The 24,863-nt window shown below is 64.2% G+C and carries 25 protein-coding genes; 13 read left to right on the forward strand and 12 right to left on the reverse strand.

Annotated features, from left to right (window positions below; genetic code table 11):
- Window positions 1-49 precede the first annotated feature (49 nt).
- Together BEN49_RS08665 and BEN49_RS08670 are read right to left on the reverse strand one after the other, a co-directional pair.
- Window positions 50-2,389 (reverse strand): mechanosensitive ion channel family protein, encoded by a 2,340-nt coding sequence (locus BEN49_RS08665; RefSeq protein ID WP_070742627.1) that lies wholly within the window; start codon window positions 2,387-2,389, stop codon window positions 50-52.
- 112 nt (window positions 2,390-2,501) lie between these two features.
- On the reverse strand, window positions 2,502-3,017 hold the full coding sequence (locus BEN49_RS08670) for an acyl-CoA thioesterase (RefSeq protein WP_070742628.1): 516 nt from the start codon (window positions 3,015-3,017) through the stop codon (window positions 2,502-2,504).
- Between the two features lie 115 nt (window positions 3,018-3,132).
- On the opposite strand from BEN49_RS08670, the gene BEN49_RS08675 reads away from it, so the two are divergent.
- The 5 genes from BEN49_RS08675 (at window position 3,133) to BEN49_RS08695 (ending at window position 6,414) form a co-directional block, all read left to right on the forward strand.
- Entirely contained in the window at window positions 3,133-3,747 is a 615-nt protein-coding gene (locus tag BEN49_RS08675; RefSeq protein ID WP_070742629.1) for a gluconate 2-dehydrogenase subunit 3 family protein, read from the forward strand.
- Window positions 3,645-5,159: a GMC family oxidoreductase gene (locus BEN49_RS08680; protein ID WP_070742630.1), complete on the forward strand. Its 1,515-nt coding sequence runs from the start codon at window positions 3,645-3,647 to the stop codon at window positions 5,157-5,159. The genes BEN49_RS08675 and BEN49_RS08680 overlap by 103 nt, the downstream gene beginning before the upstream one ends.
- Window positions 5,160-5,183: 24 nt before the next feature.
- Window positions 5,184-5,546: a hypothetical protein gene (locus tag BEN49_RS08685; RefSeq protein WP_070742631.1), complete on the forward strand. Its 363-nt coding sequence runs from the start codon at window positions 5,184-5,186 to the stop codon at window positions 5,544-5,546.
- 107 nt (window positions 5,547-5,653) lie between these two features.
- A complete protein-coding gene (locus BEN49_RS08690; protein ID WP_070742632.1) occupies window positions 5,654-5,905 on the forward strand; it encodes a hypothetical protein in 252 nt (83 codons plus the stop codon).
- Window positions 5,906-5,994: 89 nt separating this feature from the next.
- A complete protein-coding gene (locus BEN49_RS08695) occupies window positions 5,995-6,414 on the forward strand; it encodes a hypothetical protein (RefSeq protein ID WP_158022801.1) in 420 nt (139 codons plus the stop codon).
- A gap of 23 nt (window positions 6,415-6,437) precedes the next feature.
- Here BEN49_RS08695 and BEN49_RS08700 read toward each other — a convergent pair whose 3' ends face one another.
- Complete coding sequence (locus BEN49_RS08700; protein WP_070742653.1) at window positions 6,438-7,037, reverse strand: Uma2 family endonuclease; 600 nt, start codon at window positions 7,035-7,037, stop codon at window positions 6,438-6,440.
- A gap of 51 nt (window positions 7,038-7,088) precedes the next feature.
- Entirely contained in the window at window positions 7,089-8,543 is a 1,455-nt protein-coding gene (locus BEN49_RS08705; protein ID WP_070742634.1) for an aldehyde dehydrogenase family protein, read from the reverse strand.
- A gap of 247 nt (window positions 8,544-8,790) precedes the next feature.
- Here BEN49_RS08705 and BEN49_RS08710 point away from each other — a divergent pair, with 247 nt between their 5' ends.
- Window positions 8,791-9,873, forward strand: a complete 1,083-nt coding sequence (locus tag BEN49_RS08710) for a phosphatase PAP2 family protein (protein ID WP_158022802.1) — start codon at window positions 8,791-8,793, stop codon at window positions 9,871-9,873.
- Window positions 9,874-9,998: 125 nt separating this feature from the next.
- Here the strand turns inward: BEN49_RS08710 and BEN49_RS08715 are convergent, their stop codons facing one another.
- The 3 genes from BEN49_RS08715 to BEN49_RS08725 all read right to left on the reverse strand — a co-directional run bounded on the left by BEN49_RS08715 (window position 9,999) and on the right by BEN49_RS08725 (window position 12,484).
- Complete coding sequence (locus BEN49_RS08715; protein ID WP_070742636.1) at window positions 9,999-10,673, reverse strand: hypothetical protein; 675 nt, start codon at window positions 10,671-10,673, stop codon at window positions 9,999-10,001.
- Between the two features lie 185 nt (window positions 10,674-10,858).
- The gene (locus tag BEN49_RS08720) at window positions 10,859-11,497 is read right to left on the reverse strand and encodes a hypothetical protein (RefSeq protein ID WP_070742637.1); all 639 of its coding nucleotides are present in this window, start codon (window positions 11,495-11,497) and stop codon (window positions 10,859-10,861) included.
- A gap of 117 nt (window positions 11,498-11,614) precedes the next feature.
- On the reverse strand, window positions 11,615-12,484 hold the full coding sequence (locus tag BEN49_RS08725) for an SDR family oxidoreductase (protein WP_070742638.1): 870 nt from the start codon (window positions 12,482-12,484) through the stop codon (window positions 11,615-11,617).
- A 955-nt stretch (window positions 12,485-13,439) separates the two neighbouring features.
- Here BEN49_RS08725 and BEN49_RS25545 point away from each other — a divergent pair.
- From BEN49_RS25545 to BEN49_RS08740, 4 genes are all read left to right on the forward strand, one after another.
- Window positions 13,440-14,240, forward strand: a complete 801-nt coding sequence (locus tag BEN49_RS25545; protein WP_083325925.1) for a glycosyltransferase — start codon at window positions 13,440-13,442, stop codon at window positions 14,238-14,240.
- A gap of 110 nt (window positions 14,241-14,350) precedes the next feature.
- On the forward strand, window positions 14,351-15,004 hold the full coding sequence (locus tag BEN49_RS08730) for an IS5 family transposase (protein ID WP_239691876.1): 654 nt from the start codon (window positions 14,351-14,353) through the stop codon (window positions 15,002-15,004).
- A 436-nt stretch (window positions 15,005-15,440) separates the two neighbouring features.
- Window positions 15,441-16,010 carry a pseudouridine synthase gene (locus BEN49_RS08735; RefSeq protein WP_239691877.1) on the forward strand — a complete coding sequence of 190 codons (570 nt, stop codon included), beginning with the start codon at window positions 15,441-15,443 and terminating at the stop codon, window positions 16,008-16,010.
- A 127-nt stretch (window positions 16,011-16,137) separates the two neighbouring features.
- A complete protein-coding gene (locus tag BEN49_RS08740; RefSeq protein WP_070742639.1) occupies window positions 16,138-16,638 on the forward strand; it encodes a cold-shock protein in 501 nt (166 codons plus the stop codon).
- Between the two features lie 396 nt (window positions 16,639-17,034).
- On the opposite strand, the gene BEN49_RS08745 is transcribed toward BEN49_RS08740, so the two are convergent.
- Window positions 17,035-17,292 (reverse strand): AAA family ATPase, encoded by a 258-nt coding sequence (locus BEN49_RS08745; protein ID WP_083325927.1) that lies wholly within the window; start codon window positions 17,290-17,292, stop codon window positions 17,035-17,037.
- A 180-nt stretch (window positions 17,293-17,472) separates the two neighbouring features.
- On the opposite strand from BEN49_RS08745, the gene BEN49_RS08750 reads away from it, so the two are divergent.
- The gene (locus BEN49_RS08750) at window positions 17,473-18,216 is read left to right on the forward strand and encodes a head GIN domain-containing protein (RefSeq protein WP_070742641.1); all 744 of its coding nucleotides are present in this window, start codon (window positions 17,473-17,475) and stop codon (window positions 18,214-18,216) included.
- Window positions 18,217-18,352: 136 nt separating this feature from the next.
- Here the strand turns inward: BEN49_RS08750 and BEN49_RS08755 are convergent, their stop codons facing one another.
- On the reverse strand, window positions 18,353-21,271 hold the full coding sequence (locus BEN49_RS08755; protein ID WP_070742642.1) for a hypothetical protein: 2,919 nt from the start codon (window positions 21,269-21,271) through the stop codon (window positions 18,353-18,355).
- A 155-nt stretch (window positions 21,272-21,426) separates the two neighbouring features.
- Here BEN49_RS08755 and BEN49_RS08760 point away from each other — a divergent pair, with 155 nt between their 5' ends.
- A complete protein-coding gene (locus BEN49_RS08760; RefSeq protein ID WP_125916651.1) occupies window positions 21,427-21,825 on the forward strand; it encodes a hypothetical protein in 399 nt (132 codons plus the stop codon).
- Between the two features lie 38 nt (window positions 21,826-21,863).
- Window positions 21,864-22,271: a hypothetical protein gene (locus tag BEN49_RS08765; protein ID WP_070742644.1), complete on the forward strand. Its 408-nt coding sequence runs from the start codon at window positions 21,864-21,866 to the stop codon at window positions 22,269-22,271.
- Between the two features lie 10 nt (window positions 22,272-22,281).
- Here BEN49_RS08765 and BEN49_RS08770 read toward each other — a convergent pair whose 3' ends face one another.
- The 3 genes from BEN49_RS08770 to BEN49_RS08780 form a co-directional block, all read right to left on the reverse strand.
- The gene (locus BEN49_RS08770; RefSeq protein WP_083325928.1) at window positions 22,282-22,722 is read right to left on the reverse strand and encodes a hypothetical protein; all 441 of its coding nucleotides are present in this window, start codon (window positions 22,720-22,722) and stop codon (window positions 22,282-22,284) included.
- 192 nt (window positions 22,723-22,914) lie between these two features.
- A complete protein-coding gene (locus BEN49_RS08775; protein WP_070742645.1) occupies window positions 22,915-23,919 on the reverse strand; it encodes a fatty acid desaturase in 1,005 nt (334 codons plus the stop codon).
- A gap of 103 nt (window positions 23,920-24,022) precedes the next feature.
- Window positions 24,023-24,863, reverse strand: an 841-nt coding sequence (locus BEN49_RS08780) for a TonB-dependent receptor plug domain-containing protein (RefSeq protein WP_158022803.1), incomplete at its 5' end; no start/stop codon positions are given.

Below are 24,863 nucleotides of genomic sequence, written 5' to 3' on the forward strand. Positions count from 1 at the left end.
CTATTGCGCACAGGGCCAGTGCCTGCGCGCCAACCGCTATTCAATCCACTCAGCTCAGCACCAGGCCTTGCGTGGTGAAGCGCCGGTAAATGCCGGCCAGGATTTCGCTTTTGGTGAGTTCCTGCTGGCGGATGTTGGTAATCCAGAACAGCACGCGCAGTTCGTACACCTGGCCGTTGACGTTGTTGAGCAGGATTTCGGGGGCCAGGGTATGCATGGTGTAGGGGCTGGCCTTGATTTCCTCCTCGATTTGCTCGCGGGCGGTTTGTAGGGCGGTGGGCCCGTCGGGGTCCACGCCGGGGGTGATTTTCAGGAGCAGGTCCACGCGCACGTGATCGTTGGTGCGGGTCCAGTTGATGACGTGGCCGGAGAGCAGGTCGCCGTTGGGCACGATGATTTCGGAGCCCGTGACGGAGGTGAGCTTGCTGGAGCGAATGCCGATGTCCTGCACGCGGCCCGACTTGCCGGCCACCTCGATGAAGTCGCCCACGTGGAACGGCCGCTCGAAGATGAGGACCACGCCCGACACGAAGTTGTTGACGATGCTTTGCAAGCCCAGGCCGATGCCCACGCTGAGGGCCCCGAACACGATGGCGATTTTGGTGAGCGGAAGGCCCGTGGCGGCGGTGGCCAGCGTGAAGCCCACGATGACCAGCAGCAGCCGCAGCCCCACCAGCCACGAGCCGCGGTGCCGGGCGTTGGGGGTGTCGTCGGCATTGCCCACCTCGCCAAAAAAGTAGCCGATGTACTGCTGGAGCTGCGCCGAAACGTAGAGGATGACGAAGAACAGCACGATGTTGCCCAGCGTGAACTCGATGCTGCCCAACAGGCGCGAGGCCGTGAGGAAGTGCTGGGCCGCGCCGTAGAGGCTGGCGTACAAGTTGAGGTTGGAGGTGAACACCAGCCCCCACAGGCCCGCCGCCACCGCCGTGAGCAGGCGCAGCAGCGGGGGCCCTATTTTGTCGTAGTCGAAGGACGCCGCGCCGCCCGCCGCCGTCCGGCTGCACAGCACTTGCAGCAAAAAGGCCTCGGTGAGCAGCTCGATGAGCACGGCCAGCCCGATGCCTTGGGTGAGCCCGAAAATGGCCGTCGTGCTGAACATCTTGGCCAAGCTCAGGCGCCCCAGCACGTTGCAGGCCACGGCCAACGCGCTCAGCGCCATGAACACCCCCGTGATGGGCACCACAAACGGGGGCAGCTTGGCCGCGTGCCGCACGCGCCGCAGCAGCACCGCCCCGATGCCCACGGCCACCACGTCGAGCAGCAGCAGGGCCCAGCGCACCAGCAGGCCCGCCGCCGCGTTGGCGTTGAGCAGGGCCAGGGCCACGAAAAACGCCACCAGCCCCAGCCAGTACCAAAACGCGCCACGGGGCCAGCTGCGTGCAAACACCGCCGTGAGGGCCCCCAGCAGCAGCACTTGCAGCAGGGCCAGGTACACGGGCGGCGGGTGCAGCTCCAGGGCCGGGGCCAGGCTGAACACCACCACCAGCGTAGCCGCCACCGGCCCGGGCCGCAGGTAGTGGAAGGGCAGCTCAACGGCCAGCGCCCGCTTGTTCACCCGGCGGTAGTTGAAGGCCACCCAGCCGTAAAACACGGCCCCGATCAGGGCCATGTAGGCCCAGTTGTCCCAGTTGTTGGCGAAGTAGTAGCCGATGATTTCGCGCTGGTACATTTCGTCCTGGGCCGCGTCGGGGTCGGGCGGGGGCGGCGGGACGGGCCGCGCGGCCCACAGCGGCGGGTAGGCCGCCTTAATGGTGGTGCGCCCGAAGCGGCGCATGAGGTCGCCCACTTTGTCTTCCAACTCCAGCGAGTGGATGTAGCTGGCCGCCACCTGGGTTTGCAGTGCCTTCACGCGCTGGAACCGCTTGGTGAGCAGCCCCGCGATGAGCCCCTGCCGCCCTTGCAGCGCCGAGTCGGCCCGCTCCAGGGTGAGGGCGGCCGCGTCGGGGTGGGGGGCCCTGGCCGGCGGGCCGGGCAGGGCCTTTAAGCGGGCCTGCATGGCTTCCAGCGCCTCGTGGGCCCCGCCCAGCGCCGTGCGCCACTGCACGAGCTGGTCTTGGGCGGTGGCCAGCATCAACTGGCACATCTGCAACTGCTTGAGGTCCACCACCTGGTCGGTTTCCTCTACCCCGTGCTGGATGGCTTTCAGGGTTTCGCACACGCCGGGCAGCGCCTCGGCCAGGTCGCGGGGGTCGTACACGTCGCGCACCTGCCCGGAAATCCCGCTCAGCGTGGTGTAGCCCATCTCGATGCGGTGCGCGTCGTCGTGCGTCACCGTGTCCGGGGCCCCGGCAGCCCTAAGTGGCGCGGCCCCGGACTGGGCCCGGGCGCCCGTTGCCAGCAGCACCAGCAGCACCAGCAGCACCCCGAAGCAACTGAACTTTAACAAGCTCTTTTTTGGCAACCTACTTATAATCAAAGAAAATAACGGATACATATTGTATTAAAGATAGCGAGCGGCAATACCAGGGAAATGTACAACTTATTGCCGGCGCTACCTCCTATTCAGCGCCGCGGCGCAGCTGCTTCAGCTCCTGGCGCACGGCCTTCACCCGGTCGTCGAAGCCGTCGGGGTCGTACTCAATTTCTTCCACGTCCACTTGGTCGAGCAGGTCCATCAACTCGTCGGAGTGGTCGAGGCGGGTGCCGGCGGGCATCTTCACAAACGTCATTTCTGACCACAGCAGCGCCAGCAAGCGCAGGCCGTCGCCCGAGCGCATCTGCATCTCCACCACCAAGTTGGAGTTGTCGAAGTGGATGAGCTGGGTGCGGATGAGCACCTCCACGCCCTGGCGCGCGGGCTTGAGGTAGCTGAGGTGGTGCTTGGTGATGACCCAGGCCGCGTGCTGCTCGCGGGCCAGCTCGCCCATGTTCAGGGCGTAGTGCACGGCCACCTGGTCTTCGCGGGCGTTGAGGAAGTAGTCGAGGAAGCGCGCGTTGTTGAGGTGGCCCAGCATGTCGCAGTCCTGGAAGTGGACGCGGTGGCGGGTTTCGGGGGTGCGAACGAGGTCGGGCATGGCACAAAAGTAGCGCCGGGGCCCAAAACCGCCCCAAACTACTCGGCACGCCTACTACTTTGCCCGGAAATGCCTACCTTTTGCAACCCGTTGCCCTTGCCCAAAATTCCGCCCGATGTTTGACCTTACCCCCGCCCGCGCTGCCGTGGTCCGCGCCGTGGCCGATACGCTGCTGCCGCCCGCCCCTGGCCTGCCGGCCGGGTCCGAGGGCGTTGACCTCGACCAGTTTGCGGCGGCCGTGCGTGCCCAGCCGGCCGGGGCCCAGGCCGAGTTCGGGCAGCTGCTCGACCTGCTGGGCCAGCCTGTGGTGGGCCTCACGTGGCTGGGGCCCCTGCGGCCGTTTGCGCAGCTGAATGCCGCTCAGCGCGAGCTGCTGCTGCAAAGCTGGGCGGCCTCGCGGCTGCCGCCGCTGCGCAAGGGGTTTCAGGCGCTGCGCAAGCTGTGCCTGTTCCTGTACTACGGCGGCAGCCGCTCCGGCCGCCCCGCCGCCTGGGACGCCCTGGGCTACCCCGGCCCCGCCGACGCCCCCGCTGACACCGCCCGGCCCCTAGAAACGCTGCGGCCCCGCGTGGAAACGACCTACGACTGCGACGTGCTGGTGAGTGGGGCTCGGGGGCGGGCGGCGGCGTGGTGGCCGGCGAGCTGGCCGCCGCGGGCTTCGATGTGCTGGTGCTGGAAAAGGGCCCCTATTACCACGGGCGCGACTTCACGCAGCGCGAAACCGACATGATGGGGGCCCTGTACGACGCCCGCGGCACCCTCGGCACCCACGACGGCGGCGTGGGCATCCTGGCCGGCTCGTGCCTGGGCGGCGGCACCACCGTGAACTGGGCCGGCGCCTTCCGCACCCCCAATTATGTGCTGGAGGAATGGGCCCGTGAGCACAACGCACCCCACTTCACGGCCCCCAGCTTCCAGCAAAGCCTGAATGCTGTGAGCGAAGCCCTGGGCGTGAACACCGATTACACCCGCCACAACGGCCAGAACCAGGCCCTGTGGGACGGCTCGCAGCGCCTCGGCCAGGACGTGAAGCTGATTCCGCGCAACGAGCGGGGCGTGGACGCGGCGGACGACGCGCATTTTAGGGCCCTGGGGTACTCGTCGCTCGGCGATGGGCACGGCCACAAGCAGGGCACCCTGAACACCTACCTGCCGCTGGCCGCCCGCCATGGGGCCCGCCTGCTGCCCGATGCCCGCGTCGAACGCATTACCCAGGCCCACGGCCGCGCCGCCGGGGCCGAGGCCGTGTACGCCCCTGCCGACGGGCCCGCCGTGCGCGTGCAGGTGCGGGCGCGCTGCGTGGTGGTGGCCGCCGGGGCCATCCAAACGCCGGCGCTGCTGCTGCGCTCGGGCCTGCACCACCCGCACCTGGGCCGCCATCTGCACCTGCATCCCACCCTAATCGTGGCCGCGCTGTACCCCTGGGCCATGCACTCGTGGCACGGCCCCAGCATGAGCGTGGTGAACGACGCCCACACCCGCCGGCACGGCACCAACTTTGGCGTGAAGCTCGAAACGCCCCCCACGCACCCCGGCCTGCTGAGCACGGTGCTACCCTGGTTGAGCGGGGCCCAGCACCGCGAACTGATGGCCAGCGCCGCCCACCTGGGCTCGTTCATCGCCCTCACCCGCGACCGCGACGGCGGCCGCGTGCGCCTCGACCGGCACGGGGCCCCGCTGATTGACTACGCGCTGTCGGACTTCGACCGCGGCAACTTGCTGGCCGGCGTGCAGGCGGCGGCCGAAATCCACGCCGCCGCCGGGGCCCACACCATCTACCTGCCCCACGGCACGCTGCCGGTTTTGAAGGCCGAAAACGGGGCCCTGCGCAACCCCGAGTTGCTGGCCCAGCTGCCGCACCTCAGCTGGCGGCCCAACCAGTTCGGCCTCTACAGCGCCCACCAAATGAGCACGGCTCGCATGGGCGGCGACGCGGCCACCCACCCGGTGCGCGTCACGGGCGAAACCGTGGAATTGCCCGGCCTGTACGTGGCCGACGGCGCGGCCTTCCCGGCGTGCTCGGGCGTAAACCCCATGCTCACCATCATGGCCCTGGCCCACCACACGGCCCAGGGCCTCAAGACAACCCTGGGGGCCCAAACGAACCAGCTTGGCACTACGGCGCGGCACGTAGTAGCTTAGGGCCAGCAATCTACACACCCCCCCATGACGAAGCGCCCGCCCCAGCCCTACCTGCTGTTGCTGCCGCTGCTGGTGGTGCTGCTGTTTGGCAACTGCGGCCGGAACGTTTACGATGCGGTAGGGCCCGGGGCCACGCCGGCTCAAATAACGCAACTGAAAAAACTGAGCCAGGAAACCAACGCCGCTTACAATGCGGCTCTCAAACGCCCCGTCGGTCAGCCAGGGCCGACGCCTGCCCAGGTAATTGACAGTGCCAAGGCAGCCCGCCGCCGGCTCCTTACCCCCGCACAAAACCAACACTACGACCGGTCGCAGTCGCCCCTGCCCTTTCGCTACCCCCGCCGCCCGCCCAAAGGGTACGTTATTGATACCCTTAAAAGCTTCTAAAACATGGGCCGAAAATGCGTTGCTTTGGGCATGAAACGTCCGGCGCGCTTTTGGTTGGTGGTGCTGCCCCTGGTGGTAGTGCTGCTGTTGGCAAATGCGGGGGCGGCGTGTACGGGTTCATCAACGAGCTGGGGCCCAACCGCCGCGCCCAGTTGAACGATGCCATTGCGCAGCGGCTGGTGCTGCGGAAAGCCGCCCGGCAGCGCCTGCACGGCCGCGCCCGCCACACCGAGCTGCGCCGCATCGAGGCCCTGACCGATACCCACATCGACTCGCTGCGGTTCAGCGAATTTGAGCAGCGCAAGTTTGCCCACCGCCGTGGCAAGGTTGGGCGGCGCCTGCGCCAGCGGGGCCAATAGCCCGGGGCCCCAAAACCGATTTTTTAGGTGGGCAGTGTACTTAGGAGCAGTTTTTGCGTAACCATGCGGGTATTGCTATTTTCCCGCTTATGCATTCTGCTCGTTTTTCCACCTTGGTACTGGCCTTGGGCCTGGCAGCTTCGGGCTGCTCCGTGTTTCACAAGCGCGCCAAGGCCCCGGCCCCGGCAACTACAGTGGCCCCCGCGCCGGCCGCCCCCGTGGCCCCCACGCCCGTGGCAGCCGCCCGCGACCTGGCCGACGCCATGACCACCGTGCTCAAGCTCACCCCAGACCAAACCGGCCGCATCCGCACCGTGCTCAACGGCACCGTGGAGCAGGTGAACACTGCCCGCCAGCAACACCCCGCCCAGTCGCCCGAGTTGGCCGCCGCCCTCAAGCGCATCAACATCAGCTCCCAAGCCGAGCTGCAAAAGATCATGGGGCCCGCCAAGTACAACGAGTTCAAAACCAAGCAAGCCCAGGTGCAGGCCGAGATGGCCCGGCAGTAGCTTCGCGCGCGGCGGCTGGGGCCCTAAAGTGCTGAAGGCGTTACCCGCAGCGGAGCCACGTCGGTATCATCATAAAGCTCAGCCAGCGGCAGGCCCAAGCCCAGGTCCGGAATTTCGAGCACGTCGGCCGGTTCACTCAACAGCGTGTAAATCCACTGCCCAGCGTCATCTCGCCGAAACCACTCCACCACCCAAGCATTCTGCGACACCAGCAGGTAATGGCGCAGGCTGGGCAGCTTTTGGTACTGCTTGAATTTTTCCGTCCGGTCGTACTCCGAGGTGGAGGGCGATAATACTTCCACGATTAGGACGGGCTGGCGAATCAGGTAAGGGTCGCGGCGGTCGTCCGGGTCGCAGCTTACCATAATATCCGGGTAGGTATAATACTTTTTCTCCTGCACAGCCAGACGCATATTTTCATCAAATACTCGGCAGCCCCGTTGCCGTGCTCCTGGCCGCAAGGCCGCTATCATGTTCCCTTTTATCAGGTTGTGCGGAGCACTTGCGCCCGCCATCGCGAATATTTTGCCATCGAAATACTCGTGGCGCACCTCGCTTTTTTCCTCCAGGGCTAGGTATTCCTCCGGTGTGTAGCGGCGCGTTTGCAGTTCAGCGTGTCCCATAGTCGTTGTCATTAGCACGTCAAAGGTATGTTTGCTGGGCCCCCAGGGGCCCTACAGGTACGCCAGTAGCCAGCCAATCAGACGCTTCACACCGCTGGTGTAGGGCGGGTACATGGGCTTGAGGGCGGTGAAGCCCACGCGCTGTTGCAGCACGCCCTTCTCGTTGCTGAAGGCCAGGAAACCGGCGTGGCCGTGCGCCTTGCCCAGGCCGGAGGTGCCCACGCCGCCAAACGGTAGGTCGGGGTGGGCTAGGTGCAGGATGGTTTCGTTCACGGCCGCGCCGCCGGCAGCTACGGCCCCGAGCAGGTAGCGGCGGTTGGCCGGGCTGGTGGTGAACACGTACTGCGCCAGCGGTTTGGGCCGGGCGTTCACGTAAGCGGCCGCGTCGGGCAGCTCGTCGAAGGGCAGCACGGGCAACAGGGGCCCAAAAATCTCTTCTTCGAGCACGGCGGCCCCGACGGGCACGCCGGTGAGCACGGTGGGCGCTAAGTAGCGCTCGGCGGCGTCGAAGGTACCGCCGGTGGCCACGGTGGCGCCGCGGGTTTCGGCGTCTTCCAGCAGCGCGGCCAGCCGGTGGAAGTGGTGCGGGTTCACCACGCGGGCGTACGATTCGGATGCCTTGATGCCGGCCCCGGCGGGGTCGTAGAACCGGCCAATGGCGGCCTTTATTTCTTCCACCAAGGGCCCCAGTACGGGGCGTTGCACCAGCAGGTAGTCGGGGGCCACGCAGGTTTGGCCGGCGTTGAGGAACTTGCCCCACACAATTTTCTCGGCCGCGTCGCGCAGGTTGGCGGTGGCGTCCACGATGGCGGGGCTCTTGCCGCCCAGCTCCAGGGTAAGGCCGCTGAGGTGCTCGGCGGCGGCGCGCATCACAATTTTGCCCACCGCGGGCGAGCCAGTGAAGAAAATGTGGTCCCAGGGCAGGCGCAATAGGTCGGTGGCCACGTCTTTGTCGCCCTCCACCACCAGCACCTCGTCGGCCCGGAACAGCTCTTCGGCCAAGCGGCGCAGCAGGGCCGACGTGGCGGGCGTTTGCTCGGCGGGCTTGATGACTACCGCGTTGCCGGCGGCGATGGCCGAGACAAGCGGGTCGACGGCCAGGTAGAACGGGTAGTTCCAAGGGGCGATGATGAGCACCACGCCCTTGGGCTCTACCTGCACCCAGCCGCGGGTGCCGGCCAGGGCCAGCGGCGTGCCCACCCGGCGCGGGGCCAGCCACTTTTTGAGGTGACCCGCGGTGTGCTTGAGCTCAACCTGCGCAGCCCATATTTCGGTGATGTCGGTTTCCGACGGAGGCTTGCGGAAATCGGCGTACAACGCCTCCTGGATGGCCTCGCGGTTGACCGTCAGCCAGTCGCCCAGCCGGTGCAGGCGGGTGCGGCGGGCGGCCACGTCTTCCTGGCGCAGGGCGGGGGCCCGGCGGCGCAGCGCCTCAAATGCGGCCTGGTACGGGTTGGGGGCGGCAACGGGCGCGGACGGGGCGGCGGGGGCGGCAACAGGGCTCATAGGGGCGAAGCAGGTGGGCGGCAAGCGGGGCCGGGGCCCTCGCTGAAAGGTACGCCGGGGCCCGCCATCCCGCCAAGGGCCCGGTCGAGGTTACGCGCATGTTATCTTTGCCCCTGCTGGGGCCCCGGCGGCTGCCTGCGGGCGGGCGCATGCTACTGGCCCGGCGTTTTATTCTATTGCTTTAGTTATTACCATGTTACTACGCTACCCGCATCGGCGGGGGCCGTGGCAGCCCTTGGCGCTGCCGTTGACCTTGCTGCTTGCCCTGGGCTCGGCTGCCGCCGCGCCCGCCCCGCGCCCCGACTCGGTGGCCGCTCCCCGCCCCACCGTCCTGGCCGACACTATTCGCCCGGCTGCCGCCGTTGGGGCCCCCGCCGATTCGCTGCCCGCCAAGCCCCGCCACGCCCGCCGCACCGATTACACCGTGGCCCCAGGCGTGACCTGGCACTACGAGAAGCCCCGGCCGTTCCAGTGGCTCTACCACATCCCGCGCGACGTGGCCGAAATGCCGGGCTACGCTTTTAAGAAAAAGAACGTGCCCCTGCTGGTGGGCATCGTGGGCAGCAGCGCCGTGCTGTTCGCCTTCGACCAAATGATCATTGACGGGGTGCAGCGCGGCGGCTACGGCCTGGGCATCACCGCCGAGGACAAGCAGCGCAACCTGTTCCGCCTGCCCTTCCACATCGGCAGCGTCAACCTGCCCATCGAGTACAACGCGCCCGACAACTTCAACACGTCGCTGTACTTCCTCGGCGACGGCTGGACGCACCTCACCATTGCCAGCAGCTTTTTGGCCTACGGCATTTTTGGGCACGACAACCGGGCCCTGCAAACCTCCAGCCAGCTCGGCGAGGCCATCCTCACCACCGGCCTGGCCACGCAGCTCATCAAGCACCTCACCGGCCGCCAGAGCCCCAACGTATCGACCCAGCCCCGGGGCAAGTGGGACCTGCTGCCCAACTACAACGACTACCAAAAGGCCGTGCCCCAGCACGATGCCTTCCCCACCGGGCACTTGGCCACGGCCATGGCCACGGTCACGGTCATCGCCGAAAATTACCCCGAGTACCGCTTCATCCGCCCCGTGGGCTACGGCCTGATGACGGTACTGGGCGCCGCCATGCTCAACAACGGCGTGCACTGGGCCTCCGACTACCCGCTGGGCATTGCCCTGGGCTATGGCTTCGCCAAAATTGCGGTGGCCCACGGCCGCACCCGCCTCAGCCCCGCCACCGGCCTGGCCCTGCCCAAGCCCTGGTACCGGCGGGCGCAGCCCGCGCCGTTCGTGTACGGTCCCTTCACCGGCGCCAGCCTCACCTGGCGCTGGTAGGGCCCCAGCGGCTGGTTAAGCTTTTAATATCAGGGGTTCTGACTCGTTAATGTAGCTTCATGCAAAAGGCCCTTTCCCACGCTGGAAAGGGCCTTTTTTAGGGCCCCAGGGCCCCGTTGCGCGGCTTAAAAGAGGCTTTTCTTCACAGTGCGCTTGCCGTTTTTGTCGAATTTGACGATAGTGCCGTCGGCCCGCTTAATTTTCAGCGAGCCGTCGAAGTTGCGCTTCACCTTGACGCCGTTGGCGTACTTCACCTTCTGGAACGTGACTTTGGAGCCTGGGGCCCGGTAGCGGCCCTTGGTAACGGATGATTTGACGGCGCCGGGCACGGCTACGGCCACCGGGCGGGTGGCCACGGGCGCCACCGCGGCGGGCGGCACCGGCGCGTAGTAGGCGGTCTGGTGGCGGGCGTAGGCCTGGTACTGGCCGGGGGTGAAAGCCGTTTGCAGGCGGCGGGTGGTTTGGGCGTTGGTGGCCCGCACGGCGGCGGCCGCGCCGGTGGTATCGGCCGCGTACTGGGCCGCGTAGCCTTGCAGCGTGCGGCCCCGGGCGTAGTACTCGTTGCGGATGCGCGTGAGCAAGGCGGGGTCGGTAATGTGCAGGTCGCGGGCCACGCGCATGGCCGCCACGTCGGCGTCGTTGCGCAGCAGCATGGTATCGAGGACCGAAACGGCGGCCGGGGGCCCCGTGGTGGGCAAGTACGCCGAGGTGGCGGATCGGCTTTCGGCCTCCTGCTCCTGCGCGCACGCGGCGGTGGCCAGCGCCACTACGGCCAGCAAGGCCAAGGTTTTAATGGTCATGGATATAGATACAGTAGCAAGAACGGATAAGCAGGGCAATGCACCGGCACCGGGCCCCTACTAGGCCCGGCGCTGGTGCCAGCCGGTAGGGCCCCAGGCAAATTGCGACCCAAAAAAAAGTCCTTCCCCGGGCAGGGAAGGACTTTGGGGCCCGCGCGGCGCAGGAGCGCCGCAGCGGGCAGGGCTTACAACAAGCCTTTTTTCACGGTACGCTTGCCGTCTTCGTCTATCTTAATCTTGGTGCCGTCGGCGCGCTTGATCTTCAGCGAACCATCGTCGCTGCGCTTGATTTTAGCGCCGTTCTGGTACTTCACCTTGCCTTCGTCCTCGCTGTTTTCGAGCTTCTTGATGCCCGAGCCCTGGCCCACGCGGGCGCCCAGGCTAGGCTTGGTTTCGGTGGCGTTGGCCACGGCCCGGGTGTAGGGCCCCGCGTAGTAGTCGCTCTGCTTGGTAGTATAGGTAACGTACTGGGGGGCGGGCACGGCGGCCTTTACTGCTTCGCTGGCCTGGTCGTTGGCGGCCTTGGTGGCGGCGTAAACACCAGCGGTATCCGCAGTGTAGCGAGCCTCAATGTCGCGCATGGCGCGGCCGCGGCTGTAGTAGATGGGGCGCAGCTTGGTGGGCAGGGCCGTGTCGGCGGGGTTAATGTCGGTGGCCACGCGGGCGGCCAGCTCGTCGGCCGAAGTGCGGTAGGCCAGCGTGTCCACAGCCATGGGCTGGGTAGCTGCGTCGGTAGTCACGGTGGTTTCGGTCTTCTTGTCTTCCGAGCAGGAAGCGGTGGCCAGCGCAGCGGCGGCCAGCAGGCCCAGCAGTTTGGTATTCATAAAGGCAAAGGTTAAGAATTGTAAAACCGCTCTTCTGCAGTTTTAGAAAAACAATACGGCCGGGCCCGGGGCAGGGTTGCCCAGGCCCGGCCGTACCGGATGCTAATTATTTGCAAACTAAGCGTTTACCACCGAGCCACCGTTGGGGTGCAGCGTTTGGCCCGAAAAGTACGAGGCGTCTTCCGAAGCCAGGAACACGTAGGCCGGGGCCACTTCCGAGGGCTGGCCGGCGCGCCCCATGGGCGTATCGTGGCCAAAGAGCGGCAGCTTGAGCAGGCCCACGCCCGTGATGAAGGGCGTCCAGATGGGGCCCGGGGCCACCGAGTTCACCCGGATGCCTTTCTTAATGAGCTGCAACGACAGCGCCCGCGTGAACGCCTCGATGGCCCCCTTCGTGGAGGTGTAGTCGAGCAACGCCTCATTGCCCTTATAAGCATTCACCGAAGTGGTGTTGATGATGGCCGCGCCTTCCTTCAAGTGCTTCAAGGCCGTGCGCGTGATGCGGAACATGGCGATGATGTTGAGGTTGAAGATGCTGTCCAGCTCCTCGTTGGTAATGTCTTCCAGCGAATCGTGCCAGTTTTGCTCCGCCGCATTGTTCACCAGCACGTCGAGCTGGCCGTACTCGGCCACGGTGCGCTCCACAATCTCTTCGCAGAAGGACGGGATTTTCAGGTCGCCGGGCAGCAGCAGGCAGCGGCGGCCTTCGGCCTGCACCAACTGCTGCACCTTTTCGGCGTCTTCCTGCTCGGTGGGGAAGTAGCAAATGGCCACGTCGGCCCCTTCGCGGGCAAAGTGCACGGCCACGGCCCGGCCAATGCCCGAGTCGCCGCCCGTGATGAGGGCAATCTTGCCTTTCAGCTTATCGGCCCCCTTATAGCCTTCGCGGATGAATTCCGGCTCGGGGGTCATTTTGTGTTCGAGGCCAGGATGGCCGGCACCCGCGTCCTGGGACTGGGGCGGGAAAATGGTGGGCTTGTCAGACATGATGGGATTTTGAAAGGAAAATAGAATTGGCTTTGCTAACGGCCGGCGGCATGGCGGGGTTGGCCTCGAGGGCAGTTTATAGGCCGAAACAATATAAAAATTTATCTATGTTAAATAATTAACAAACAACCCATTAAACACTGTATCAGCATTGGCACGAATGGGTTAACATTAAGTTTAGTGGTTATTAAGTTAACGTTACGTAACATTAAACTAGCGTTGCGTTATCGCCTCTAATGCGCATACAGCCGATTCGCCACTACTTTTACCATGAGAGCAGTTGTAACTATCGTCGCGGGCAACTGCCACGTGGCAGGCTGGCCCATCAACCCGGGACGTGCTTTTTTCCACGTTATTTGCTGAGGCCCTAGCTGGGACTTTAGTAATTTAAAGTTCTACTTAGCAGTTTGTTCGATTGACCGAACAGCTGGTACGACCCGAAGCCGCGCACCCGGCGCACGTAGTAGGGCAATCTTGACGATTACGACTTTCCGCCCATTAATTACGATCCAGCACTTACCCAGCTTAAGAAAGAGCTTATCAAACAGTCAAAAAGCGACAATCGGAGCAGTAATGGTCCGTTCTTTTCTTCCATTCGTTCTTTTGCCGAAATAATTCCGGCGCCACTGCCTAGCTTCATAAGCTAAGTACACGCTTGGTCAGCATTAGCCTTTTCGTGGCCACGCTGTGGCATTTGTCGCCTTAGCACCGGCAAGCCTTACGCGCTTCGAAGGTGTACGTGCGGCAGCACCTCGCCACTTCGTTCACTGGCCTTTTTCATGCATTTAGCCCAGCTGCGAAGCGCTTGCAGCTTTGGGAAGGCTAATAAGCCGATGTTAACTGTGTTGCCCAACGTGCAATAACTTGATTCGAACCAATTATTATGCGATAGCAGTAAGCTTTTTTACTATGACCAAGTTGGTTATAATCGCATATTTAATAAGATTGAGTAAAAATGAAAATATTTGCCATTTCAATAGTCAAGAACGAAGCTGATATAATTGAGCAAAACCTAAAAGATGCAGAACGTTGGGCTGATAAGATATTTGTTTTAGATAACGGAAGCACGGATGGCACCTGGGAAATTGTTCAATCGTTAGCTTCTGAAAAAATTGTTCCGTGGAAACAGGATAATACTGCCTTCCATTTTGGAATAAGGTCTCAGATATACCACAATTTCAAACATTTGGCCGCAAAAGGAGATTGGTGGTGTTTTCGTTTAGATGCGGATGAGTTTTATGCTGATGATCCACGCGAATTTTTAAGCAAGGTTTCTAGATTTCATCATTTTGTTGTTTCAGACACTATCCATTTTCGTTTAACCCATGAAGACCTTGAACTTTGTAATCAAAGGAAAGGCATTGAGGGCATTCGATACTATGAAAAGCACACGTGGAGCGAAGCACGCTTTTTTCGTCACCGCGATAATTTAATATGGAGTAATTCGGAAGGCACACCCAAACACATGGGAGTATTGCATTCAAAACGAATAAAAATAAAGCACTACCAAGAACGATCATTAGATCAGCTAAAAAACAGAATAGCAGTCCGTATAGATGCAAGGGACAATGGGCATACCGGGTTTAAATATGCGACAAATCAGGATTTAATGTCGTATATAAAAGATAGGAACGATCTTGTATATTACTCTGGCAATGAAGATTGGAAAATAACCGGGCCTTTAATACCACTGTATCAAAGATGGTATAATAGATTAATTAAAACTTTCTTGCATGCAATTAGGGCATTTAAATAATCCCAAGGATACACAATTAGGCATTAGAGGGTGTTAGGGATTTGAGGTTAACCCCAAAGAAAACGAGCCAGTAAGTAGGCGGGCGGAGTTCCTAGGCTCCCACCTGCTTTATGGTTGACGGACATCAACCCCTTGCTGACTCGCAGTGGCAAGTTATCGCCCCGCTGCTGCCTATCCACCGCAAACGTCGCCATTGCTTACGACAAGTGCTTGATGCCATGCGCTATATCTGCCGGACCGGTTGCCAGTGGCGTAGCTTGCCCACGTGCTTCCCGCCCTGGCCGGCCGTATACTATTATTTCCGGCGCTGGCAGTTACTCGGCCTCTGGCAGCGGCTAAATGAGGCGGTCAACCAGGCCGACCGGCTAGCCGCGGGCCGGGCGGCCACGCCCTCACTCGTGTGCCTGGATAGCCAAAGTGTGCGACTGGCTCCGCGTATTTTTGAGCACCGGGGCCTGGATGGGGGCAAACACGTCAACGGGCGTAAACGCCAGATTGTGACCGATGTGCAAGGCCGCATCCTGGCCTGTCGGGTCCACGCAGCCAACGGCCACGACGGGGTAGAAGCCCTGGCCCTACTGCCCGCCCGACCCAGCTGGGGCGAGCGCTTGGTCACGGTGGTTACGGATAAGGGCTACCGGGGGTGTTTCGCCCGGCATCTGGCCCGGCTGGGCCTCACCCACCAGCTCGGTAGTCGCCCACCCAGTGCCCGCGGCTTCGTGCCCGTGGCTAAACGCTGGGTCGTGGAGCGCACCTTTGCCTGACTCACCGGCTTTCGCCGCCTGGCCATCGACTACGAATTTACCCCCCACTCGCACGAAACGTGGCTGCTCATGGCCAATATAACTATGTGCCTCAATCGCTTAGCTCCCGCTTAATTCCTTAACACCCTCTTAGTGATAAGCAAATCAAAATAATTATTTAATTTATCAGAACATCGTGTTAATCTAAATACTTTCTAATACAAATAGATTCCCATTATATATCCAACAGCTTTTTATACTGGTTGCACCTAAACGAAAATGGGCCTCCAGTTCTGGCCCAATAATTTATGGCCGCTTTATGGCTTGCCTCACCCGTTTCTATCCGATGCCCAGCACAAGCCAACTACCGAGGGATACAAGACGAGTGCCAGTGGGGATACTTGGGGATGATGCGGTAGTTGCCAAAGGTGCTCCGGCTGGGCCGCACCGGCACTTTGTGCTGCACAAGCCCTACGGCTGCCTCAGCCAGTTCCGCAGCGAATTTAAGGGCGAGCGCAACAAGCAGTTTCTGGGGGCCCTGCACGACTTCCCGCCCGGTACCATGGCCATTGGGCGCCTCGACGAGGCCAGCGAGGGCCTGCTGCTGCTCACCACCGACGGAGCCCTGAGCGCGCAGGTGCGCAGCCCCGGCGTGGAAAAGGAATACTACGCCCAGGTGGACGGCCTCGTGACCGACGAGGCCCTGGCCCAGTTGCAGGCGGGCTTCGAGTTGCGCGCCGCCGACGGCGCGGCCTACCGCACGGCCCCCTGCCGGGCGCGCCGGCTGGCCGAGGCCCCGCCTTTCGCCCCGCGCACCCGCAAAATCCGCGACGAGCGGCACGGGCCCACCAGCTGGCTGGCCATCGTGCTCACGGAGGGCAAGTTCCGGCAGGTGCGCAAGATGACGGCCACCGCGGGCCTGCCCACCTTGCGCCTGGTGCGTGTGCGCGTGGGCGGCGTGTGGCTCGGCGACCTGGCCCCGGGCGAGGCGCGCGAGGTAGTGGCCTTTGCCGGGTGCGGCGGTTAGGGCCCCGGGGGGTTTTTAAGCTAACTACTTTTTTCGTAACTTTCGCCTTTCGGCGGAATCTAATTAGCCGCTTTAACCTTTTCGCTTTGGCTAGGCCAAGCAGCTACGTCGAAACTAACAACAACCCATGGGAAGAGCACAAGAAACGTTCGGTAAAAAAGAGAACGAAAAAAAGCGGCTAAAAAAGAAAAACGATAAAGAAGAAAAGCGCGAGCAGCGCAAGGCCAACGCCAAGCCCGGCCAGAGCCTGGACGAGATGCTGGCCTACGTGGACGAGAACGGCAACATCTCCACGACCCCACCCGACCCGACCAAGAAGCGCGTCATCAAGACCGAGGACATCCGCATCGGCATCGCCCGGCAGGAAGACCTGCCCCAGGAAGACCCGGTGCGCACCGGCACGGTGGCGTTCTTCAACGATTCGAAGGGCTACGGCTTTATTAAAGATTCGCAGACCCAGGAGAGCATCTTTGTGCACGCCAACGGCTTAGCTGGGGGCCCCATCAAAGAGGGTGACAAAGTAAACTTCGAAGTGGAAATGGGCCAGAAGGGCCCCACCGCGGTGCGCGTGAAAGCCGCCAGCGCCACCCCGCCGCCAGCACCGGCCCCGGCCGCCGCTCAAGAATAAAGTTGGTTTTCAGCGCAAAAGCGGCCGCCACTCTTGGGAGTGGCGGCCGCTTTTGCGTGGGGCCCCTGACGAGTAGCTCGGACTCTGCGAGTCCGAGCGTAGGCATAGCGAGCATCTAGCACCTGGAATCGTTCGGTACCGCCTGCTCGCTGTGCCCGCACTCGGACTCGCAGAGTCCAAGCTACTGGCAGGCAACGTTAGTTGTCCATGCGGGCGCGCTCGGCTTCGGTGCCGGTGTCGCGGCGTTGGCTGGCTTTCACGTTCTTGTTGCCAAACTTATAGCTGAAGCCGAGCTTGACGAAGCGGCTTTCGGTTTTGGTGACGTTGGTGGAGTTGACGCCGCCGGCGAGTGTAGGTGTAAGCTTCCCCTAAAAGTGAGCCAGTCAAAACTAGAGGTCAATTACCCTCACTCCCCCGCGTCCGCATTCCGGCAAACCGATTTCGCTTTTCCCACGCCTGCGTTAAATTACCATTTACCGCTTCTTCCAGAAAAGCCAGCGCGTCGAGCACCGTGGATTTGCCGCTGCCGTTGGGGCCGATGAAGACGCTGAGCGGGGTGAGGTCGCGGAATTCCACGTCGCGCAGGGCGCGGTAGTTTTTAATGCGCAAGTAGGTAAGGCGGGGCACGGCCGGCGCATTCGCAGGAGCAGGCATGGGGGAAATGGCTTTTTCACAAAGTAAGGCCGTTTGGCGGGGCGGGGGCCCCGGGGCGCGTTTCGACGCGGGCCGGAAGTATTTTCTAGCCTCCCTGTAACGCCGGGGCCCCGGCGGCGGTAACCAGGGCCAAACTTCGTACCTTACGACTGCTCATCCCTTGCTAATCAACCCGTTCGCATGAATATTTCTTCCCTTACCCGCTTTTTCGATACGGCTGTGGCCTTGGCCGTGGCCCTCACCGCCACCGGCGCAATGGCCCAGCAGCCGCAGGCGCGCCCGGTCAGCGGCAGCTTTGAGCAGGTCGAGTCCAGCGGCGGCATCGACGTGTACCTTGCGCAGGGCCCCGTGGCGGCCGTGGCGGTGGAGGCCCTGCCCGAGGCGCTGCCCCACGTGGTGACGGAGGTGCGCAACGGCACCTTGTCCATCCACTGGGAAAAGGATTTCTCGTGGCAAAAAATGCTTTCGTGGAACAGCCTGAGCGGCCGGCAGCGCAGCGTAAAGGTGTACATCACGGCCCCGCGCCTGACGGGCCTCGCGCTGAGCGGCGGGGCCGACGCCCACGGCCAGACCCCGCTCGTGGCCGACGAATTCAGCATCCGGGCCAGCGGTGGCTCCGACGTGACGCTGCGCTTGCAGGCCAAAACGGTGCGCGCCGAATCGTCGGGCGGCTCCGACGTGACGCTGACCGGCAAGGTGGAGCGCCAGGACATGCGCTTCAGCGGCGGCTCCGACTACCACGGCCTGGGCCTGCAAAGCACCACGGCCACCATCAGCGCCAGCGGCGGCTCCGACGCCGACGTGTGGGTGGACGGCGAGCTGACGGCCAACACCTCCGGCGGCTCCGACCTGCGCTACAAAGGCAACGGCCGCCTCACCAACCCCCGCCGCAGCGACGACAACGACATTAAGCACGTGCGGTAGGTGTTGGGTTGGGGGCCCGGGCGGGAGTAACCTCATCCCCGGCCTCTCCTGCGAGAGGGGTGCGTTCACATGGCTTATCCACAACATCAGGTATTGGCACCCCTCTCCGCAGGAGAGGGGCCGGGGGTGAGGTTACTCACAGCCGCACGTTGAAGGCCAGCGTTTGCACCACTACCCGCTGCAAATAGCTGCTGTAGGCGATGCGGACGCCGGCCTCGACGGGTGTGCGCAGGTGGAAGACGTTGAAGAGGGCCAGCAGGTCGGCGCCGCCGTTGCGGAAGTCCTGGTAGGCGCGGGTGCGCACGGGCACGCCGTTCACGGGTATGGTTACCAGGCTGCTGCCGCGGGCCACGTCGGCGAAGAGGTCGGCCCGCAGGCGCTGCACGTACAGCACCCGGCCCACGGACCAGTGCACGAAGGCCAGCGGCAGGTTGTAGTCGGCGCTGGCGGCGGCGAGGCGGTCGAAGCTGAGGTAGCTGGTTTCGGCCCGCGGGTACGAAATGGCGGCCGTGAAATTGTACTGGCTTTGCTGCTGGTACTGATAGCCGGCGCGCAGGCGCAGCGAATGGTGGGCGGCCAGGCCGGGCAGGTACACCGCCGCCTGGGCCCCTACTTGGCTGGCCTGCAACGCCGTGCCGAAAGGCGTGGTGCGGTAGGTGGCCAGCAGCGTGGCCCCGCCGCGGGGCGCCACGTCGCGGGCGCTTTGCTTGAGCTGGCTCGCGTAGGAGAGGTAGGTTTGGAGAGCGTGCAGCGGCGTGGTGGGGCCCGTTTCGTCGCGGTTGCGCAGGGTGGCGGGGTAGTTGTACACCCGCTCGTGCAGGTAGTAGGCCCCCAGCGTGAGGGCCTGCAAGTACTTCGAGCGGGTGAGTACCAGCGGCACGCGCACGCCGGCCAGCACCCGGGCGTACTGCCAGCGGGCCGGGCGCAGGCTATCCAGCGGCGCGGCCCGGTCGAAGTAGCGCGTGGAGCGGCGGCCGCCGTAGCTCGCCTCCACGTCCAGCACTGGGAAGCGGCCCTGGTAGCTCAGGGCCCCGGTGCCGGCGAAGGTGCGCTCCGTCTGGTCGTAGCTCAGGCCGGCGAAGGCCTGGGTGGTACTCAGAAAATCCTGCGAGCGCACGCCCACGCTCACCGCGTTGCCGGCCGGGCTCTGCACCACGCCGTAGCCAAACACCCGGAAGGCGTGGGCCAGCGGCGCATACCGCCGCACCCCGTAGCGCGGCCCCGCCGAATCGGGCGAGGCCAGCAACGCCGCAATGCGGGGCCCCGCGGGCTCGCCAGCGGCCAGGGCAGCGGCGTAGGGCCCCGGCGCGTCGGCGGTAGCCGGGGCCCCCAGGGCGGTCCAGGTGGCGGGGTCGAGGGGCAGCTCCACGATGCGGGCCCCAGTGGCGCGGTAGTCGTGCAGGGCCAGGGTGCGGCCATCGGGCGATGCGGCGGCGTGGTAGGCCCCAAAGGGCCGGTTAGTGACTTGATAAGTCTGACCCGACGCTACGTTGACGGCGTAAATGTTATCCGCCCCCGACTGCGGCGAATTGTACAGCACGTAGTCGCCCCAGGGCTGGGGATTGGTCAGGTTCACGTTGGCCACGGGCAGCAGGGGCTGGGTGGCGCCGGTGGCGGGATTAATGATTTCCAGGGTTTTACCGGTGGCGCTCAGCACCACGGCCACCACGCGGGCGCCGTCGGGCAGCCAGCGCGGCTGCTGGTAGAAGTCGTTGCGCGGGTTGGGCAGGGTTTGCAGCAGGGCCCCGGAGCGGGCGTCGAGCACCACCAGCGCGTGGTGGTAGCTTTCGTCGGTGCGCACTGCTACCAGGCGGCGGCCATCGGGCGAAAGCGCGGCGGCGGCGTAGCGCCCGCCCCGGCCCACGGCGCGCACGCGGCCGGTGGCCAAGTCCAGGATTTTCAACTCCGAATACACCCGCTGGCCCCAGCGCGGCTGCTGTCGAAACTCGGGCCACACCGCCGCCCCGCCGCCCACCGACAGCTGCTCGGGAATGTTAATCAAGCCCGGTGTGAACACCTTTTGCTCGCGGCCGTGGCGGCCCAGCAGCACCAGCTGCGGGATGTTATCGAGTCCGCTTTTCAGGGCCAGCACTGTGCTGTCGTTCACGTACTGCGGAAATTGGTACTGCGTGAAGACACGGGTACCGGCCTGCCCGGCCAGCTCGCGCACCTCCGTGGGCGCGGGGCGGGCGGCCCGCTCGGCCCGCCAGGTCGAGTCGAGGTCGGCCATGGTGCGGGCGTACAGGTCCTCCACCCGCAGGCCGGTGGCGCGGCAGAGGCTGTTCGAGAACGAGAACGGGTAGAACGGGAAGCGGTAGTAATCGTCCAGCACGCGGGCCCAGGCTCTGGGGCCCCGGTGGGTTTTCAGGTACGAGGTCATGAAATAGCCCAGCACGTACCAATCGGGCACGTAGTCGCGCAGCGAGCCGTTCACCGCTTTCTGGTAATTATACAGCCTTCCGCTCAGCAAGTTGGCGCGCAGGCCCAGGCCGAAGTACGGGATGCGCCCGCGGCCGCTGCGCGTGAGGGCCGTTTCGGTGCCCACGGCGTCGCCCTCGAAAAACCACTGCGGCACGCCCACCGCCGCCACGCCCAGGGCCCCGTCGCCGAGCAGGGGCCCCAGCACGCGCCCCACGCCCTGGCGCGCCTTGTCGAACTGGTTCACGTGCCGGAACTCGTGCACCACCAGCCCGTCGAGCCAGTCCATGGTGCCCAGGTTCTGCCCCTGCTCGGGCGTCGTGAAAAACTCGGCGTGGCGCGGCAGAAACGTCACGAACCCGTTGCTCACGGTCGTCTGGTTTTGCAGCACCACCGCTAGGGGCCGGGCCTGCACGCCCAGCGTGGCGCCGTCGGGCCCGTGCACGGCCTCCAGTCGCCCGGCCGTGCGCTGCGCCGCCGAGTCGAGCCCCACCGGGTACAGCACCCGGAAGTGCGGCGTGCGCACCTCGCGCCAACGCAAGTCGGGCGGGTTCTGGGCGATGACGGGCAGGCTTTGGCCCCCCGCGGCCCCGGCAAATAACAGCCCCCCCAGGGCCCCCAGCAACAAACAACGCATAGCGCAGCAAAAGCAAAATCGCCGCTGGCTCCGCGCCAGGGCTCTACCCGGCAAGCTACTTAGTTTCGGTGAGTTGCGGCGGCGGCGGTGCAACGGTTTGGTGGGGCCCCGGCTCTTGTTGTTAGCCTTTTTTCCTACTCTTACTCTTTCGACCGATGCGTCCACGCTTACCTCTGCTACCCTTTGCCCTGGCCTTCGGTGTGCTGCTGGGCTGCAAGCACGACGCCGACCTGCACCCGCTGTGCTACCCGGGCACGGTGGTGGGCAGCTCCTGCACCGACGGTCTGCTGGTTGACGTGGACCCGGCCTACCCCATTGGCAACCCGACCTCCTTGGCTGGTGGCGCCTTCCTGGGCCACAACATCGTGGCCGTTAATTACTCTACACTGGCCGGCGTGGGCAACCTGGCAACGGGCCAACACCTGTACTTTACCTGCACAAACGCCACCAACGAACCACGCGGCACGGTGTGCCTGGCCTACGACCCAGTGAAACCAGCGGTGCCTCACCTGGTGCTGACCACGGCCTCGGCCACGCCCTGCACGGCACCTTAGCAAGCGCTAGGCTCGACTTTTTCCATCATTCACTCCCCATGCGCTTATCCCTACCCCTTGCTGCCCTTACGCTCTGCGCACTGACCAGCTGCAAGCACGACGCCGACGCGCCGCAGTGCTACGCGGGCACCGTGCTGGGGTCCAGCTGCTACGACGGCGTCATCATCAACGTGGACGCCCAGTACCCGATTGGCCAACCCGCCGACTACGGATTTGCACCCGGCGACTCCACCCGGCTTACCTACCAGAACGTCATTGGGGCCCTCAACAGCAGCGAGTTGGCCCAGCTCAGCAAGCCGGGGCAACGCATCTATTTTACCTGCACCGGCGATGTGCAGGGATTCAGCAACTTTAGCTTTTGCAACCACATGGGCATTGCCCTCCTTAAGCACCACGTGGTGCTGACCAGCTTTTCGGCCACGCCCTGCGGCCCGGCCACGCCGTAGCCGTGGGCCCCTACCGGGCCGTGCGCAGCCAGGTGCGGGCCTCGGGCACACTGCTGAAAATGCGCATCTCGAAGCTACCGGCAATGCCGCTGGCCATGGCCTGGGCTGAGAGGGCGGCGAACGACTCGGGGCTGACGACGTGGGCGAAGTGCGTGAGGCCGGCGGCGATGGCGCGGGGCGTCCAGTCCTGGGCAATCCACTCCACGGCGTGGTCCCAGGGGCCCAGCACGGCGGTGTTGTCGTTCAGCAGGTGCGGGCAGCGGTGCCGGGCAATGACTTCCAGGCCCGCGTTGGACGCCGCGATGATGCCCCCGCGGGTTTGGTAGCCGAACCACTCGTTGTGCACCAGCTGGTTGGCTGCTTCGTACTCTGCCGTGAAAATGGTTTTTCCGAAGGCGTTTTTTATCTCTGTTTTCATGCGGGCCGCCGGAATGAGGCGGGAATAAGACAAAGGTAATTCTAAACAAAACGGCCACCCGCCGTGCCCCGGCGAGTGCCAAACCTGGGTATCCAGACGCAATTCTTTCCTCGGCTAAAGCATTCGGCGCTACCAAAGTAGCGCGCCCGCAACGCCCCTTCCAAAACAACGAAAGCGGCTGCCCGGGTGGGGCAGTCGCTTTCATTGCGTGCTAGGTTGCAGTGCCTAAGCAGTCATCAAATCCTTGTCCGGCACGCTCTGGTCTTTGAGGGTGGCGGTGCCGCGCTCCTTGCGCATGACGCGCGAGTAGAGGCTGATTTCCTGGTCGAACAGGAATTTAAAGAAGAGCTTGGTGTAGCTGGTGTGGGCCAGCAGCGGCTCGTAGAACTCGGGCGCTACCTGCTTGAGCTTGGGCAAGTTATTCCACGGAATGCTGGGCATGTCGTGGTGCTCGTTGTGGAAGCCCACGTTCAGGTTCACGCCGTTCAGGCGGCCGTAGTAGGAGTAGGTTTCCTGGGTGTCGCTCAGGGTGAGGTAGTGCTCCTGAATCCAGCGGGCCCCGAGTGGGTGCAGGCCCACCGAGAACCAGAAGCTCAGGAACAGGTACAGCAGGGCCGTCCAGCCGAAGAAGTACACCACGGCCACATCAAAAGCCACTTGGGCCGCAATGTTGGCAAAAACATACTTGTCAACGGTGGCAATTTCGCGGCAGCGAATGGTGCGGATGAGCTGAAACACGGGGAAGAAAAACAGCCAGATGGCCTTGCCAATGCTGTAGTTCTGGATCAGCTTGGCCTCGTACCAATCGGGCAAATCGGCATCCAGCTCGTGCACGCCCTGGAACACGTGGTGCTTGATGTGGAAGTTTTTGAAGCTGATGGCCGTGGGGAAAATCGAAGGGAAGTTGGCCAAAATGCCAGTGGCCACGTTCTTCCACAAGCCCTTGAACACCAGGTTGTGGGCCGCCTCGTGAATCACCACGAACAGCGTGTGCGAGAAAAACGCGCCCACCAAATACGCCACCGGAATGGTCCAGTACCAGGCCTGGTCGCGCAGGAAGTAGGCGATGAGCACCTGCGCCGCTACGCAGCCCGCCCCGATGAGGAAGGTGGCGGGGTTGCGGGTCATGAGCTGCTTCACCTCGGGGTGGGCCCGCACAATCTGGCGGGTGCGCACGCGGTGCGGCTCGGTGGCGGTGGCCACGGTAAACGTAGTGGGGGCAGTAGCCATGCGGGATGAGGCAGGAGTAGCGCCGCCGGAAGTGGCGGCGCCAAGCCGAACTCCAAAGCTACACCGAATAGGCCCGGCGGCGGGCCGGCCGCGGGCCGGGGCCCTACGGCCGCGGGGCCACTTGCAGGGCCCCGCGCCCCAGGGCCGGCTGCCTGGCCGCCGACACGCCCTGCGCCACGAGCTGGAAGCGCCCGGCCGCATCGGCGGTGTAGAAGGTAAGCGCGGCCTCGCCAGCGGCGTTGGTGCGCACGTCGGGGTTCCAGTACAGGGTGCGGTGGCGCGGGTCGGCGGGCGCGGCGGTGGCGGGCTGGGGCCGGTCGTAGCGCGGCTGGTAGAACTGCCGCGGGCAGGCGTAGCCGTTCGAATACACGGCCAGGATGCCCGGCGCCAGCTCCATGGACGGCTGGTAATTGGGAGCCCCGCGGCGGGTGTACACGGCGATGACGCCCCCGGCCGCCCGCGACCCGTAGACGGCCGCTTCGGTGCCCTTGAGCACCTCAATGGCTTCGGCGTCGCGGGCCGGGAAAAAGGACAGCACGTCCTGGTCCACGGGCAGGCCGTCGAGCACAAACAGCGGCTGGTTGTTGCCCAGCATGGACGAGGGGCCCCGGACCTGCACCACCATATTGGGTTCGGCCCCGGTCACGTTCACGCCCGGAATCCGGCCCTGGAGCACCTGGAACAGCGTCAGGTTGGACACGGCCATAAAAGCGGGGTCGTCGAGCCGCAGTACGGTGGCGTTGAGCGGGTTGTAGATGCGGCGGCTGTCCATCACCACCGCTTTTCTGCCCCGCACGCTCACGTTGCCCAGCAGGATGGTTTTGGATGTGTCGCGGCGGAAGCGGCGGTCGGCGGCCACCTGGGCCTGGGCCCCGCGCAGGGCCCCGGCCTCGGCGGGCGAGGGCAGGCGGGGGCAGCGGCGGCAGGGCCCCCGGGGCCACGGG

Source organism: Hymenobacter coccineus, from assembly GCF_001816125.1.
Lineage (GTDB): Bacteria > Bacteroidota > Bacteroidia > Cytophagales > Hymenobacteraceae > Hymenobacter > Hymenobacter coccineus.

Excerpts from the sequence above, each read along its gene's own strand:
- BEN49_RS08670 (WP_070742628.1), bottom strand. The coding sequence starts at position 3,017 with ATGCCCGACCTCGTTCGCACCCCCGAAACCCGCCACCGCGTCCACTTC.
- BEN49_RS08675 (WP_070742629.1), top strand. The coding sequence starts at position 3,133 with ATGTTTGACCTTACCCCCGCCCGCGCTGCCGTGGTCCGCGCCGTGGCC.
- BEN49_RS08685 (WP_070742631.1), top strand. The coding sequence starts at position 5,184 with ATGACGAAGCGCCCGCCCCAGCCCTACCTGCTGTTGCTGCCGCTGCTG.
- BEN49_RS08695 (WP_158022801.1), top strand. The coding sequence starts at position 5,995 with ATGCATTCTGCTCGTTTTTCCACCTTGGTACTGGCCTTGGGCCTGGCA.
- BEN49_RS08700 (WP_070742653.1), bottom strand. The coding sequence starts at position 7,037 with ATGGGACACGCTGAACTGCAAACGCGCCGCTACACACCGGAGGAATAC.
- BEN49_RS08705 (WP_070742634.1), bottom strand. The coding sequence starts at position 8,543 with ATGAGCCCTGTTGCCGCCCCCGCCGCCCCGTCCGCGCCCGTTGCCGCC.
- BEN49_RS08715 (WP_070742636.1), bottom strand. The coding sequence starts at position 10,673 with ATGACCATTAAAACCTTGGCCTTGCTGGCCGTAGTGGCGCTGGCCACC.
- BEN49_RS08720 (WP_070742637.1), bottom strand. The coding sequence starts at position 11,497 with ATGAATACCAAACTGCTGGGCCTGCTGGCCGCCGCTGCGCTGGCCACC.
- BEN49_RS08725 (WP_070742638.1), bottom strand. The coding sequence starts at position 12,484 with ATGTCTGACAAGCCCACCATTTTCCCGCCCCAGTCCCAGGACGCGGGT.
- BEN49_RS25545 (WP_083325925.1), top strand. The coding sequence starts at position 13,440 with ATGAAAATATTTGCCATTTCAATAGTCAAGAACGAAGCTGATATAATT.
- BEN49_RS08730 (WP_239691876.1), top strand. The coding sequence starts at position 14,351 with ATGGTTGACGGACATCAACCCCTTGCTGACTCGCAGTGGCAAGTTATC.
- BEN49_RS08740 (WP_070742639.1), top strand. The coding sequence starts at position 16,138 with ATGGGAAGAGCACAAGAAACGTTCGGTAAAAAAGAGAACGAAAAAAAG.
- BEN49_RS08745 (WP_083325927.1), bottom strand. The coding sequence starts at position 17,292 with ATGCCTGCTCCTGCGAATGCGCCGGCCGTGCCCCGCCTTACCTACTTG.
- BEN49_RS08750 (WP_070742641.1), top strand. The coding sequence starts at position 17,473 with ATGAATATTTCTTCCCTTACCCGCTTTTTCGATACGGCTGTGGCCTTG.
- BEN49_RS08755 (WP_070742642.1), bottom strand. The coding sequence starts at position 21,271 with ATGCGTTGTTTGTTGCTGGGGGCCCTGGGGGGGCTGTTATTTGCCGGG.
- BEN49_RS08760 (WP_125916651.1), top strand. The coding sequence starts at position 21,427 with ATGCGTCCACGCTTACCTCTGCTACCCTTTGCCCTGGCCTTCGGTGTG.
- BEN49_RS08765 (WP_070742644.1), top strand. The coding sequence starts at position 21,864 with ATGCGCTTATCCCTACCCCTTGCTGCCCTTACGCTCTGCGCACTGACC.
- BEN49_RS08775 (WP_070742645.1), bottom strand. The coding sequence starts at position 23,919 with ATGGCTACTGCCCCCACTACGTTTACCGTGGCCACCGCCACCGAGCCG.